This window comes from Diaphorobacter sp. JS3051 (assembly GCF_015832135.1).
Taxonomy (GTDB): Bacteria; Pseudomonadota; Gammaproteobacteria; order Burkholderiales; family Burkholderiaceae_C; genus Diaphorobacter; species Diaphorobacter nitroreducens.
Map to the genome: position 1 here is coordinate 4,157,790 of NZ_CP065406.1, position 13,704 is coordinate 4,171,493.

Genomic DNA, 13,704 nt, shown 5'->3' on the forward strand with positions numbered 1-13,704 from the left:
CCCCTTCAGCGCACGCCGCGCAGGCGCAGCTTGTCTTGAGAAAAGCCCAGCGTGTCGGCCACCGAGCGGATGCCCAGCAAAAAGTTGTCGTCCTGCACCCAGGGGGCATACACCGTCAGGTAGTTCAGTGGTCCGGCGGCGGTGTGTTGCGCTTGCTGTGCGCGGATGGCATCGGTCAGCGCGTCCATGGCCAGGGCTTTGACGACGATGAGCACGTCCGCCGCGCGGTACAGGTGGCCCTCGGGCACCGTGGCGGTGGTGACGGGCGTGATGTGCGTGGTCAGCGGCAGCCCTTCGGCAAACAGCAGGTTGTGCAGCACGCGCGGCAGTTGCTCGGGCTGCGGCGTGGCAATGCGCGCTTGCAGGGCCAGCAAGTCGGCCTGGGTGCTGTCTTGCAGCGGTTGGGCCAGCACCAGGGCGTCGGGGTCGTCCACCAGCTCGAAGACGCGAAAGCCGGTGTCTAGCGTGGGGGCATCTTCGCCAAACAGGCCACCGCTTTCGGCGGCTTTGGCGGCTTGTTCCGCCTCCAGCTTGGCCCCGGCGCGGCGCAGGCGCTCGGCGGTGATTTCAAAAATCGTGGCCTCGGATTTACCCAGCGTTTCTTTGACGAAACTGTGGGCTTCTTTTTGTTTTTTCGGGTCGATGGGCTGGGGGATTTGCACCAGGATAAATTGGCGCTGGCCGCCGTCTTCGGCGTTTAGGCGCATGACCGCCTCACCGGTGGTTCCGCTGCCGGCGAAGAAATCTAAAGTGATGTCGTTTTTGTCGGTGGCAAGTTGAAGAATTCGTTTGATCAAACGAACAGGCTTTGGTGTGTCAAAAACTGCCCCTTCCGGAAAGAGATTATTAACTTCTTTCTTTGCATCCTGATTATGTCCTACCTCCGAATGCTTCCAAATCGTTTGGCAGGCGGTTCCTTGCTTAACTTCCGTGAGAAAGCGCTTGATGGCAGGGACGTTGTTGCCATCTGTGCCAAACCAAATCCGGTTGTCGTCAACCATTTCTTTAAATACTGGCTCGGTATAAAGCCAGCAGCGACCGTTTGGTAATTGATGCCGTTTGCCATTGGGAGCAATCAGCTCATAAAACTGACTTTTGGTTCCGTGTCCAGCTTGTGCAGTGGAATCAACAGGTTTCCATACTCCGCGTGGATCGTTGTCAGGGTTCTTGTAGCGATCGTTCATCTCGTTGGATCGCTCTAAGAGGTTTGGAATCCAATTTTCTTTGTTCTTCGCAATGGCCAATAAAAAATCGTGTGATTCTGAAAACCATTTCACAGCATTTTGTGGGCTATAACGCTTTTCCCAGATGACAGTGTTAACAAAATTATCCAGCCCAAAAACCTCATCACACAGCAGTTTTAACTGCGCCTGCTCGTTGTCATCAATCGAGATAAAAATGACCCCATCGTCGCGCAGCAAATCCTTGGCCAGCAGCAGGCGGGGGTACATAAACGACAACCAGCCGCTGTGCGTGCGGGCGCCGTAAATGTTTTTGATGTAGTCGATGTTTTTTTTGGCGTAGCCCAATTGCGCCAAAACCTCGGTTTGTTTGGCGGTGAAATCGTCGCGGTAAATAAAGGCGTCGCTTTGGGTGTTGTAGGGCGGGTCGATGTAAATCAGTTTGACCTTGCCAAAGTAGTTATGGCGCAGCAGGCGCAGGGCGTCCAGGTTGTCGCCTTTGATGAGCAGGTTGCCGGTGCTGTCCCAATTTTTGCTTTGCTCCGGCAGCGGCTGCACGATTTTTTGCGGTGGCACAAAGGCGCTGTGGTAGGCCTCGCGCTTGCCCACCCAGCGCAGCTCGTAGCCGTCTTCCTCCACCTGCACGCCCGCTGGGTTGCTGGGATCCACGGCCAGTTGCAGCGCGGCGGCGTTGATGCGGATGCGGCCTTGTGCATCGGCCTCCACCGCGCCGGGAAAGTGCTGGCGCAGCAGCTCCAGCTTGTGTGCGTTGGGCGTGGGGGTATCCAGAATGGTTTGAGGCATGAAAAATACTCTCTTTTTAATAGCTGCTTGCGCTTATCCAGCAAGGGATAGGGACTGATTTGACTAAAAATTGAACGCGGGCGATGGCTTCAGCGGGGAGGCTTGCGCAAATACAGCTTGTCCGACCAGGTGGCCAGCCAATGCGGTTTGAAGGCCACGAAGATGGCCGTGAGCATGCCGGTCATGAAGGCATCGCCCCAGGCCATGAGCCAGCGCGCCACCATCGACAGGCCTTCGTCCACGCCGGGCAGCAGCTGGCCGGTCCACTGCGCCAGCGCGCCGGTGGCAAACAGGCACACCGCCGTGCCCAGAAAGCCGCGGCCCAGCACGTACACAAACAGATGTTCGCCCGTCAGGCGCCGCAGCAGCGCGCCCAGGCCCAGCGCCAGCGTGGCGGGCAGCACGCCCTGCCACAGGGCCATGCCCAGGATGGCATCTGGCGTCGGGCTGCCACTCAATACGCCTGCCACCACGGCCACCAGTATCAGCGTGGGCACGGCCAGCGGCCAGCCCAGCATCAGCAGCACCATGCAGGCGCCCGATATTTGCAGTTGCAGTGGCATGGTGTGCAGCCGGGGCAAAGCCCACAGCCAGGGCAGCACCACCAGTGTGGCCAGCACGGGCGTGAGCAGCGCGCCGCCGCGCAGCAGCCGCCAGGGGCGCAGCCACAGGGCAATGGCCAGCACGCTGGCGTCCACAAGGGCTTCGTCGGTGGGTAGCATGGAGTGGTTGTGTTGCGAGTGCGCCAAGGTGCAATGGGGACACTGTGGGGCGCCGTGGGGTGGGGCTAGGCGGGCGCCTCGTCGCTGTACCAGTCGGCCAGCGGCAGGCCGGGCACGCGGGCAAATTCAGCGGTGTTGTGCGTCACCAGGGTCAGGCCGTGGGCCAGGGCAATGCCCGCAATCAGCAAGTCATACGGGCCGATGGGCTGGCCCAGGCGCTCCAGCGTGGCGCGCAGCTGGCCTGCGCACTGGGCGGCTGCAGCGTCCAGCGGTGCCAGCGGGTGGCGGCTGAGAGTGGCGCTCAAAAACAGCCGCAGCGCCTGCGGGCGGGCAGATTTGGCAATGCCGCGTTCGATTTCAAAAATGTTGATCGGGCAGATATGCACCTGTGCCGGGTCGTGCGCATCCAACCGCTGGCGGCAGCCGCCCCGGTTTTGGTAGGCATAGACCAGGATGTTTGTGTCGAGCAGGTACGGCATGTCGTGCAGGGCGCTGTCAGTCGTCGAACGAGATGCGCCGTGCGTCCACGCCCAGGTCGGCATCGCGGCAGCGGGGGTTGGTCAAATAGTCCAGCAGGCGATCTTCGGTTGCAGGATCGGGGCCACGCAGGGCGTCAATTTCTTGCCAGAACTTGTGCCGGTCGGCGCTCAGGCTGGCTTTTTCAGCTTCGGCAAACTGGGCGAACCATTTGCTCACCGAGATATGCGCCCGCGCCGCTGCGGCCCTGACGGCTTGCAGTGTGTCTTCATCAAGGTAAATCGTCACTTGCGACATGGCAGTTCCTTGGCGGGTTGATTGGCAGTTGTTGGTGCTGTAATTGGCTGGAAATTATATTTTGAACCGCTTCACGCGCTGACCGCCTCGGCCACCAGCGGCTGGCCCAGGCTGCGCAGCACGTCGCGCACCATCTGGGCGCGGGCGACTGGCTCGGGCAGTTCACGCTCGATGCGCAGCTTCTCGTTGCCGGCCAGCTTGATGTGCCTGTTCTTCTGGATCAGATGGATGATGGCCATGGGGTCCACCGGCGGCTGCGGCTTGAAGGTGATGGTGATGACGCCCGGCGCCGCGTCCACCTTCACCACGCCGTAGGGCGCGGACAGCACGCGCAGGCGGTGCACGTCGATCAGCGTTTGCGCCTGCGGCGGCAGCTTGCCGAAGCGGTCCACGATTTCTTCCAGCAGCGCGTCGATCTGGTCGCTGGTCTTAGCCGTGGCCAGCTTTTTATAAAACGACAGGCGCAGGTGCACGTCGCCGCAGTAGTCGTCGGGCAGCAGGGCGGGGGCGTGCAGGTTGATGTCGGTGGCGGCCTGCATGGGGGCGAGCAGGTCGGGTTCCTTGCCGGCCTTGAGTTGCTTCACCGCCTCGGCCAGCATCTCGTTGTAGAGCTGGAAGCCGATCTCCATCATGTTGCCGCTCTGGCTCTCGCCCAGCACCTCGCCCGCGCCGCGGATCTCCAGGTCGTGCATGGCCAGGTAGAAGCCGCTGCCCAGCTCCTCCATCTGCTGGATGGCGTCCAGGCGCTGCTGCGCCTGCTTGGTCAGGCCGTCGATGTCGGGCACCATCAGGTAGGCGTAGGCCTGGTGGTGGCTGCGGCCCACGCGCCCGCGCAATTGGTGCAGCTGCGCCAGGCCGAACTTGTCGGCGCGGCTGATGATGATGGTGTTGGCCGTGGGCACGTCGATGCCGGTCTCGATGATGGTCGAGCACAGCAGGATGTTGTAGCGCTGGGCCACGAAGTCGCGCATCACGCGCTCCAGCTCGCGCTCGGGCATCTGGCCGTGGGCCACGGCGATGCGCGCCTCGGGCAATATCTCTTCGAGCTTCTGGCGCCGGTTCTCGATGGTCTCGACCTCGTTGTGCAGGAAGTAGCACTGGCCGCCGCGCTTGAGCTCGCGCAGCACGGCCTCGCGGATCACGCCCGTGCCTTCGTTGCGCACGAAGGTCTTGATGGCCAGGCGCCGCTGCGGCGCGGTGGCGATCACGGACAGGTCCCGCAGCCCCTCCAGCGCCATGCCCATGGTGCGCGGGATCGGCGTGGCGGTGAGCGTGAGCACATCCACCTCGGCGCGGAACTGCTTCATCGCCTCCTTGTGGCGCACGCCGAAGCGGTGTTCTTCGTCGATGATGAGCAGGCCCAGGTTCTTGAACTGGGTCGATTCGCTGAGCAGCTTGTGCGTGCCCACCACGATGTCCACCGTGCCGTCGGCAATGCCCTTCACGGCGGCGGTGATCTCCTTGCCCGAGCGAAAGCGCGAGACCTCGGCCACCTTCACGGGCCACTTGCTGAAGCGGTCGCTCAGCGTGCGGTAGTGCTGCTCGGCCAGCAGCGTGGTGGGCGCCAGGAACGCCACCTGCTTGCCCCCGGCCACGGCCACGAAACAGGCGCGCAGTGCGACCTCGGTCTTGCCAAAGCCGACGTCGCCGCAGACCAGCCGGTCCATGGGGCGCGGGCTGATCATGTCCTGCACCACGGCGTGGATCGCGGCCTTCTGGTCCGCGGTCTCCTCGAAGCCGAAGTCGTTGGCGAACTGCTCGTAGTCGTTGGGCGAGTAGCGGAAGGCATGCCCCTCGCGCGCGGCGCGGCGGGCGTAGATGTTGAGCAGCTCGGCCGCGGCGTCGCGCACCTGCTCGGCGGCCTTGCGCTTGGCTTTTTCCCACTGGCCGCTGCCCAGCTTGTGCAGCGGGGCCTCGTCGGCAGACACGCCCGTGTAGCGGCCGATAAGCTGCAGCTGACTCACGGGCACGTAGAGCACGGCCTTGTCGGCGTATTCCAGGTGCAGGAACTCCTGCAGCGCGGGGCTGCCGTCGGGGTTCTTGTTGCCCACATCCATGTGGATGAGGCCGCGGTAGCGCCCGATGCCGTGCTGGTTGTGCACCACCGGGTCGCCCACCTTCAGCTCGGACAAGTCCTTGATCAGCGCTTCGACGTCGCTGGCCTGCTCCTGCTTCTTGCGCCGGCGCGTGGTGGAGCCGGCGGCGAACAGTTCGGTCTCGGTGACCAGGTCCAGGCCTTCTTCCATCCACGCGAAGCCCGAGGCCAGCGCCGCCGTGGCGATGCCCACACGTTCCTCGGGCGTGGACTGGAACTCAGCCAGCGAGTCGAAGGCCGGCGGGTTCAGGCCCGAGGCGCGCAGAAAATCCAGCAGGCTCTCGCGCCGGCCGTCGCTCTCGGCCAGCAGTAGCACGCGCTGGCCCGTGGTCTGTGTGGCGCGGATGTGGGCCTGCAGCCGTGCCAGCGGATCGTCGGCGCCGCGCACCACGGACAGGTCGGGCAGCTTCTGAAACTGCGCGTTGTCGGCCACGTCTTCCACGCCCGGGCGCAGCGACAGCTGGGCGTGCGGCTTGGCCTGGCCGTAGAACTGCTCGGCCGACAGAAACAGCGCCTCGGGCGGCAGGGTGGGGTGGTCCGGGTCGCCCTGGATCAGGCGGTAGCGATCGCGCGTGTCCTGCCAGAAGCGCTGGAAGGCCGTCTCCAGGTCGCCGTGCAGCACCACGGTGGCTTCGTTGCCCAGGTAATCGAACACGGTGGCCGTCTCGTCGAAGAACAGCGGCAGGTAGTACTCGATGCCGGCCGTGGCCACGCCGTTGCCCATGTCCTTGTAGATGCGGCTCCTCGTGGGATCGCCCTCCAGCAGCTCGCGCCAGCGCTGGCGGAACTTGGCGCGCGCCGCGTCGTCCATGGGGAACTCGCGCCCGGGCAGCAGGCGCACCTCGGGCACCGGGTAGAGGCTGCGCTGGCTGTCGGGGTCGAACGTGCGGATGGAGTCGATCTCGTCGTCGAACAGGTCCACCCGGTACGGCACGGCCGAGCCCATCGGGAACAGGTCGATCAACCCGCCGCGCACCGCGTATTCGCCATGGCCCACCACCTGGGACACATGCTGGTAGCCCGCGAGCGTGAGCTGGGCGCGCAGCTTGGCCTCGTCCAGCTTCTGCTTCACCTTGAAATGGAAGGTGTAGCCCGCGAGGAACGACGGCGGCGCCAGCCGGTACAGCGCCGTGGTGGCCGGCACCAGCACCACGTCGGCGCCCGTGTCCTTGTCGCGCTGCTGGATGCGCCAGAGTGTGGCCAGCCGCTCGCTGATCAGGTCCTGGTGCGGCGAGAAGCTGTCGTAGGGCAGTGTTTCCCAGTCGGGAAACAGCGCGCAGCGCAACTCGGGCGCGAAGAAGGCCATCTCGTCGATGAGGCGCTGGGCGTCGGTTGCATCGGCGGTGACGATGGCGGTGGTGCGGCCTGCGGCCTTTTCCCGCTCGCCCAGGCGGGCCAGCAGCAAGGCGTCGGCGCTGCCCACGGGGCGGGGCAGGGTGAATCGTTTTCCGGGGGAGAGTTTGGGCAGCTGCATGCAGGTGGCGTCGCCCCATGGTGTGGGATAGGGCGCAGGACACGGAGCAGTGTGCGCCACGAGGCTCAAGACGACGATCGGGGATTTTAGAATGCCCGCCCATGACCGACCTGCTGCCGCCCACCACCCCTGCTCGCCCTGTGGCCGGGCGCTTCTGGGGGCTGGTGCCCTGCGCCGGCACCGGCACGCGCGCCGTGCGCAGGGGCGGGCAGGACGGCCCCCCCGTGCCGCCCAAGCAGTACCACACGGTGGCCGGCCATCCGATGGTGCTGCACACGCTGGCGGCCTTTGCGGGCGTGGCGCGCCTGGCGGGCACGCTGGTGGCCGTGGCCGCGGGCGACACCTTCTTCGACGGTCACCCCCACCCGGCCTTCTTTGCCGTGCCCTGCGGCGGGCCCACGCGCGCCGACACGGTGCTGGGCGGCCTGAAGGCCCTGCAATCGCGCGGCGCGCAGGACGAGGACTGGGCGCTGGTGCACGATGCGGCGCGCTGCCTGGTGACGGCGCAGCAGATCGATGCGCTCATCGACGCCTGCCAGCACGACAGCGTGGGCGGGCTGCTGGCGCACAAGCTGGCGGACACGCTCAAGGTGGCGAGCGACGGCCCCGGCGGCGTGCGCGTGGCCGCCACCGTGGACCGCAGCGACAAATGGCTGGCGCAGACGCCGCAGATGTTCCGCATCGGTGCGCTGCGCCATGCGCTGGAGCGGGTGGGCGCCACCGCCACCGACGAGGCCAGTGCCATGGAGGCCATGGGCCTGCGCCCGCGCCTGGTGCCTGGCGGCGCGCAGAACTTCAAGGTGACCTACCCCGAGGACTTCGCGCTGGCCGAGGCCGTGCTGGCCCAGCGCATGCACGGCGCCACGCTGGAGCGCTTTGGCGGCGAACGCGGCGCCGCGGCGAGCGATCCGGTCAAGACTTTCTTTTCTTCCAAGGCATGAGGGCGGCGAACGCAATGGGCATGAATTTCAGAATCGGCGAAGGGTGGGACGTGCATGCGCTGGTGCCCGGGCGGCGCCTGGTCATCGGCGGGGTGGAGATCCCGCACACCATGGGCTTGCTGGGCCATTCCGATGCCGATGTGCTGCTGCATGCCATCACCGATGCGCTGCTGGGCGCGGCGGCGCTGGGCGACATCGGCAGCCACTTCCCCGACACCGACGCGCGCTTCAAGGGCGCGGACTCGGTGGCGCTGCTGGAGGAGGCGGCGCGCCGCGTGGGCGACACGGGCTACGCCATCGGCAACATTGACAGCACAGTCGTTGCGCAGGCACCGCGCCTGGCGACGCACATCCCCGCCATGCGCGAGCGCATTGCCGCCGCGCTGGGCCTGGTGCTGGACCAAGTGAACGTGAAGGCCAAGACCGCCGAGCGCCTGGGCCCCGTGGGGCAGGGCCTGTCCATCGAGGCGCGCGCCGCCGTGTTGCTATTCAAAAAATAGCTGCTTGCGCTGGAAGAGTGCCGGTTTTCGGCAGAAAACGCTGTAAATCAGCCACGCAGCAAGCGCTGGCTGCTATCAATTTTGCTGGGATGACGGCACACCGCTGCGCGGTGGCAGGTGGCGCTTGATCTGCGGGCGCTGCAGGCGCTGCTGGGGGTCCTGGCCCTGCCGTTGATTCATCGCGCGCTGCAACTGGATGTGGGCCACCAGCCCGCCCGAGCCCGAGTTGGCCAGCGCGAAGATGCCCCCCATGCGCTGCACGGTCTTGTCCACGATCGACAGGCCCAGGCCCGCGCCGGCCGCGGCCGTGCGCGCGGAGTCGCCGCGAAAGAACGGTTTGGTGAGGTTGGCCAGTTGCTCGGGTGGTGCGCCGGGCCCGTGGTCGCGCAGCTTCATCAGCACCCACTTCTCGCGCGCCTTGGCGGCGATGTCCACGGTGGTGATGCCGGTTTCGCGGTTCTTGCCGTAGCGACGGGCGTTCTCCAGCAGGTTGGAGATCACGCGCGCCAGCTCCACCTCGTCGGCCATCACGATCAGGTCCTCGGGCACGTTCATCGAGATCTGCAACTCGCGGTGGTCCTGCACCGCGTACACGCAGGACGACACCACGCCATGCAGGTTGACGGGGCTCAGGGCCACCGTGGTGTCGGGCCGCGCATAGTCCAGGAACTTGTCGATGGTGGCGTCCAGTTGCACGATGTCGGCCACCATGTGCTCGCGCGCCACGTCGTCGGTGACGCTCATCTCGGTTTCCAGGCGCAACCGCGCCAGCGGCGTGCGCAGGTCGTGCGAGATGCCGGCCAGCATCACCGCGCGGTCCTGCTCCAGCTTGGCGAGCTTTTGCGCCATGCGGTTGAAGCCGATGTTGACCTCGCGGATCTCGCTGGTCACGGCCTCTTCGTCCAGGCGGCTGTTGGCAAAGTCGCCGTCGCGCACGCGGTTGGCCGCGTCGCTGAGCTGCTTGAGCGGACGGTTGATCAGCCGCGCGATGACGGCGGCACCCGCCAGCGACAGCGCGCCTGCGGTGATCAACCAGATCATCCAGGTCTTGCCGCCAGCGGCACTCAGGCGCGAACGGTCCATCAGCATCCAGTTGGGGTCGCCATTGATGGTGAAGCCCACCCACAGCCCCTTCTCGCCATTCACGCTGGCGGCCACGATGGTGCCGGGCCCCAGGCGCTGGGTGAGTTCTTCGGTCAGGCGCGAGCCGAGCGGGGAGGGCGAGAGCAACTCGAACTTGTCACCCGGCTCGCGCGGCAGGATGCGCACGCCCTCCTGGTCGGCCATGGTCTTGAGCAGCGACACGCGCGCGATGGCGTCGGAGTGGATGAGCGCCGCGCGGCTCAGGTTGACCAGCGATGCAATCTGCTGCGCCGTCTGCAGGGCGCGGGGCTCGAACTCCAGCGCGCGCAGCGTCTGCAGCCACGCCATGATGCTGCCGATCAGCAGCACCGCCAGCAGGAAGAAGGTGCGCCAGAAGAGGTTCAGCCCCACGCGCGCACGCTGGGCCCGCCGGCTGGCGGACGTTTCCAGCGGCGCGGGGCTGGTGGCATCGGAAGGCGCGTCGTGGGTGGCGCTCATGTCAAGGTGGCGTGCAAGCGGTCATGCAGGGCACGGCGTGCCGATGGAGTGGGCCGCCGTTCCTTTCGGATGGGATGCCCTGGTCAGTTCGTGCCGTCCGGCACGAACACGTAGCCCACGCCCCACACGGTCTGGATGTAGCGCGGCGCGGCGGCGTCCACCTCGACCAGCTTGCGCAGGCGCGAGATCTGCACGTCCAGGCTGCGGTCGAACGGCTCGAACTCGCGCCCGCGCGCCAGCAGCGCGAGCTTTTCGCGCGACAGCGGCTGGCGCGGGTGGCGCACCAGGGCTTTCAGCATGGCGAATTCGCCCGTGGTCAGCGGCAGTTCCTCGCCGTTCTTTTGCAGCGCGCGCGTGCCCAGGTCGAAGGTGAAGGGGCCGAAGGTCACCACTTCATTGTCGCCCGACGGTGCGCCCGGGGCCTCCTGCGGCGGGCGGCGGCGCAGCACGGCGTGGATGCGGGCCAGCAGTTCGCGCGGGTTGAAGGGCTTGCCCAGGTAGTCGTCGGCGCCCACTTCCAGGCCCACGATGCGGTCCACGTCCTCGCCCTTGGCGGTCAGCATGATGATGGGCGTGCGGTCATTGGCCGCGCGCAGGCGCCGGCAGATCGACAGGCCGTCTTCACCCGGCATCATCAGGTCCAGCACGATCAGGTCCACGGTCTCGCGCAGCAGGATGCGGTTGAGGGCCTTGCCGTCTTCCGCGACCATAACTTCAAAGCCTTCCTGGGTGAGGTAGCGGCGCAGCAGGTCGCGGATGCGCGCATCGTCATCCACCACGAGAACTTTGTCGGTACGGTTGGTTGTTGAAGCCATGCTTTCTTTCCCAGTCCAATTTGTAACAGAGCCGATTCTGACCAGCTTGCGAACGGAAAGTCCGGTTTTACCCCGGGGTCTGACCAACTGTTACAGGTTTTGCGACACCTCGCAACGACATTACCGGGCATTCATGCCAGCGCTGCGCTGACGCGGTTAGCGTCGGTCCTGGGGCATGCTGCACATGCCCGTACAACGTCAACCCAAGAAAAGGAACACCATGCAAAGAACTATAAAAACAATAGCTGCTTGCGCACTGATGGCGGGCGCTGTGGCCGCTTACGCTCAGAATCCTTCGGCGCCGCCGCAGAACGTGCTGCAGCTCTCCGCATCGGGCACGGTGCAGGTGCAGCAGGACTTGCTGGTGCTGACGCTGGCCGCCACCAAGGAAGCCGCGGACGCCGCAGGCGTGCAAACGCAACTCAAACAGGCGCTGGACGCCGCGCTGGCCGAAGCCCGCCGCGCCGCCCAGCCGCAGCAGATGGACGTGCGCACGGGGGCCTTCGGCATGTACCCGCGCTATGGCAAGGACGGCAAGATCACCGGCTGGCAGGGCCGCGCCGAGCTGGTGCTGGAAGGGCGCGACTTCCCGCGCATCACGGCCACGGCGGGCAAGATCCAGAGCATGTCCATCAGCCAGATCGCATTCGACCTGTCGCGCGAGGCGCGGGCCAAGGTGGAGACCGAGGCCCAGGCGCAGGCCATCGAGGCCTTCAAGACACGCGCCTCCGAACTGGCGCGGGGCTTCGGTTTTGGCGGCTACACGCTGCGCGAGGTGGCGGTGAACAGCAACGAGATGTCGCCCGGCCCGCGCCCGCGCATGATGGCCATGGAGGCCAAGGCAGCATCCTATGCGTCCGACGCTCCCGTGCCCGTGGAGGCCGGCAAGGCCCAGGTGGTGGTGACGGTGGCTGGCTCGGTACAGCTCAAGTGACCCCAGCGTTCGCTATCAGCCATTTTGGCCTGCAGCGCCCGCCAGCCGGGCGTTACCAGCTATCTTTTTGATAGCGGTCTTACTGCGCCACCCAGCCGCCGTCCATATTCCATGCCACGCCGCGCACGTTGTTGGCGGCGGCCGAGCAGAAGAACACGGCCAGCTCACCCAGCTCTTCGGGTGTGGTGAACTGCATGGAGGGCTCCTTTTCGCCCAGCAGCACTTTCTTGGCTTCTTCATTGGAGATGCCCAGCGCGGCGGCCTTGGCGTCCACCTGCTTTTGCACCAGCGGCGTGAGCACCCAGCCGGGGCAGATCGCGTTGCAGGTCACGCCCGTCGGGGCGGTCTCCAGCGCCGTCACCTTGGTCAGGCCCACGATGCCGTGCTTGGCCGCCACGTAGGCCGACTTCTGCGCCGATCCCACCAGGCCGTGCACCGACGCCACGTTGATGATGCGGCCCCAGTCATTGGCCAGCATGCCGGGCAGTGCCAGGCGCGTGGTGTGGAAGGCGCTGGTCAAGTTGATGGCGATGATGGCGTCCCACTTTTCCACGGGGAAGTCCTGCACGCTGGCCACGTGCTGGATGCCGGCGTTGTTGACCAGGATGTCCACGCGGCCGAACTGGGATGCGGCGTACTTGAGCATGTCCTCGATCTCCGCGGGGCGGCTCATGTCCGCGCCGTGGTAGGCCACGCGGGCGCCTGCGGCCTCGCCGGCGGCCAGCACCTCGGCGCGCGGACCGTCCACGTCGCCAAAGCCGTTGAGCACGATGTTCGCCCCCTGGCGCGCGAGCGCCTTGGCGATGCCCAGGCCGATGCCGCTGGTGGAGCCGGTGACGAGGGCGGTTTTGCCGTTCAGCATGAGAGTCTCTCCGAATGAATTAGGATGCAGCGCAGGCATTATCGAGCGCTGCATGACGGTACCGTTTCCATGATTCAACCTACGCTGAAATACGTACCGTGCCCCGGCCCCGCGGCCGTCGGCCACCCGGAACAAGGCCATCGCATGGCCTACTGGGAGTGGAACGAGACGGGCGACGCGGCCCATCCCCATGTGATCGTCTGCGTCCACGGGCTGGCACGCCAGGGGCGGGACTTCGACACCCTGGCACGCGCGCTGGCCCGCCATGCGCGCGTGGTCTGCCCCGATGTCGTGGGGCGCGGACGCAGCGATTGGCTGGCCGATCCGATGCAATACCAATTGCCGGTGTACGCGGCCGACATGCGGGCCTTGCTGGCGCAACTGCACGCGCAAGGCCCCATCGCCACCCTGGATTGGGTGGGCACGAGCATGGGCGGGCTCATTGGCATGGGCCTGTGCGGCCAGACGGGGGTGTTGCCGGTACCCGTGCGGCGCCTGGTGCTCAACGATGTGGGGCCGCGGGTGGAGTGGCAGGCGCTCGCGCGCATCGGCCAGTACCTGGGCCAGCCCGCGCATTTCGCGACGCTGCAGCAGGCGGCCGACGCGCTGTGGGCGGTGTCGCGCAGCTTCGGGCCGCACACACCTGCGCAGTGGCTGGAACTGTCTCGCGCCATGGTGCGCGAGGCGCCCCAAGGGGGCTTGGCCCTGCACTACGACCCGGCGATCGCCGTGCCCTTTCGCGCCCTCACGCCCGAGGCCGCGCTGGCGGGTGAGCAGCAGCTATGGCAGCTGTACGACCAGATCCCGGCCCAGGTGCTGCTGCTGCGCGGCGCGGACTCGGACCTGCTGTCCAGCGCCACGGCGCGCGAGATGACCGCGCGCGGCCCGCGTGCGCGGCTGGTGGAGTTCGCCGGCGTGGGCCACGCGCCGACGCTGGTGCAGCCAGACCAGGTGGCCGTGGTCGCGCAGTTCCTGCTGGAGCGGCAGGAGGAGTTGACAGCATGAAGAGCAGTTCCATCGG

12 protein-coding genes are annotated in these 13,704 nt (G+C 66.3%); 4 read left to right on the top strand and 8 right to left on the bottom strand.

Annotated features, from left to right (window positions below):
- Positions 1 to 5 precede the first annotated feature (5 nt).
- The 5 genes from I3K84_RS19845 to mfd all read right to left on the bottom strand — a co-directional run bounded on the left by I3K84_RS19845 (position 6) and on the right by mfd (position 7,050).
- Positions 6 to 1,985, bottom strand: a complete 1,980-nt coding sequence (locus I3K84_RS19845; RefSeq protein ID WP_196995217.1) for a site-specific DNA-methyltransferase — start codon at positions 1,983 to 1,985, stop codon at positions 6 to 8.
- 89 nt (positions 1,986 to 2,074) lie between these two features.
- Complete coding sequence (locus tag I3K84_RS19850) at positions 2,075 to 2,707, bottom strand: hypothetical protein (protein WP_196995218.1); 633 nt, start codon at positions 2,705 to 2,707, stop codon at positions 2,075 to 2,077.
- Between the two features lie 65 nt (positions 2,708 to 2,772).
- Complete coding sequence (locus tag I3K84_RS19855) at positions 2,773 to 3,186, bottom strand: type II toxin-antitoxin system VapC family toxin (RefSeq protein WP_196995219.1); 414 nt, start codon at positions 3,184 to 3,186, stop codon at positions 2,773 to 2,775.
- A 16-nt stretch (positions 3,187 to 3,202) separates the two neighbouring features.
- Positions 3,203 to 3,481: a hypothetical protein gene (locus I3K84_RS19860; RefSeq protein WP_196995220.1), complete on the bottom strand. Its 279-nt coding sequence runs from the start codon at positions 3,479 to 3,481 to the stop codon at positions 3,203 to 3,205.
- Positions 3,482 to 3,552: 71 nt separating this feature from the next.
- Complete coding sequence (gene mfd, locus I3K84_RS19865) at positions 3,553 to 7,050, bottom strand: transcription-repair coupling factor (RefSeq protein WP_196995221.1); 3,498 nt, start codon at positions 7,048 to 7,050, stop codon at positions 3,553 to 3,555.
- Between the two features lie 101 nt (positions 7,051 to 7,151).
- Here mfd and ispD point away from each other — a divergent pair, with 101 nt between their 5' ends.
- Complete coding sequence (ispD, locus tag I3K84_RS19870) at positions 7,152 to 7,991, top strand: 2-C-methyl-D-erythritol 4-phosphate cytidylyltransferase (protein WP_196995222.1); 840 nt, start codon at positions 7,152 to 7,154, stop codon at positions 7,989 to 7,991.
- Positions 7,992 to 8,011: 20 nt separating this feature from the next.
- The gene (gene ispF / locus I3K84_RS19875) at positions 8,012 to 8,491 is read left to right on the top strand and encodes a 2-C-methyl-D-erythritol 2,4-cyclodiphosphate synthase (protein WP_135148652.1); all 480 of its coding nucleotides are present in this window, start codon (positions 8,012 to 8,014) and stop codon (positions 8,489 to 8,491) included.
- A gap of 75 nt (positions 8,492 to 8,566) precedes the next feature.
- Here the strand turns inward: ispF and I3K84_RS19880 are convergent, their stop codons facing one another.
- Together I3K84_RS19880 and ompR are read right to left on the bottom strand one after the other, a co-directional pair.
- On the bottom strand, positions 8,567 to 10,072 hold the full coding sequence (locus I3K84_RS19880) for an ATP-binding protein (protein WP_135148651.1): 1,506 nt from the start codon (positions 10,070 to 10,072) through the stop codon (positions 8,567 to 8,569).
- A gap of 83 nt (positions 10,073 to 10,155) precedes the next feature.
- On the bottom strand, positions 10,156 to 10,887 hold the full coding sequence (gene ompR, locus I3K84_RS19885; RefSeq protein WP_011806277.1) for a two-component system response regulator OmpR: 732 nt from the start codon (positions 10,885 to 10,887) through the stop codon (positions 10,156 to 10,158).
- A 220-nt stretch (positions 10,888 to 11,107) separates the two neighbouring features.
- On the opposite strand from ompR, the gene I3K84_RS19890 reads away from it, so the two are divergent.
- Entirely contained in the window at positions 11,108 to 11,821 is a 714-nt protein-coding gene (locus I3K84_RS19890) for an SIMPL domain-containing protein (protein ID WP_196995223.1), read from the top strand.
- 79 nt (positions 11,822 to 11,900) lie between these two features.
- Here the strand turns inward: I3K84_RS19890 and I3K84_RS19895 are convergent, their stop codons facing one another.
- Positions 11,901 to 12,683, bottom strand: a complete 783-nt coding sequence (locus tag I3K84_RS19895; protein WP_011806275.1) for a 3-hydroxybutyrate dehydrogenase — start codon at positions 12,681 to 12,683, stop codon at positions 11,901 to 11,903.
- Positions 12,684 to 12,752: 69 nt separating this feature from the next.
- Here I3K84_RS19895 and I3K84_RS19900 point away from each other — a divergent pair, with 69 nt between their 5' ends.
- Positions 12,753 to 13,688 (top strand): alpha/beta fold hydrolase, encoded by a 936-nt coding sequence (locus I3K84_RS19900; RefSeq protein ID WP_196995224.1) that lies wholly within the window; start codon positions 12,753 to 12,755, stop codon positions 13,686 to 13,688.
- Positions 13,689 to 13,704: the final 16 nt, after the last annotated feature.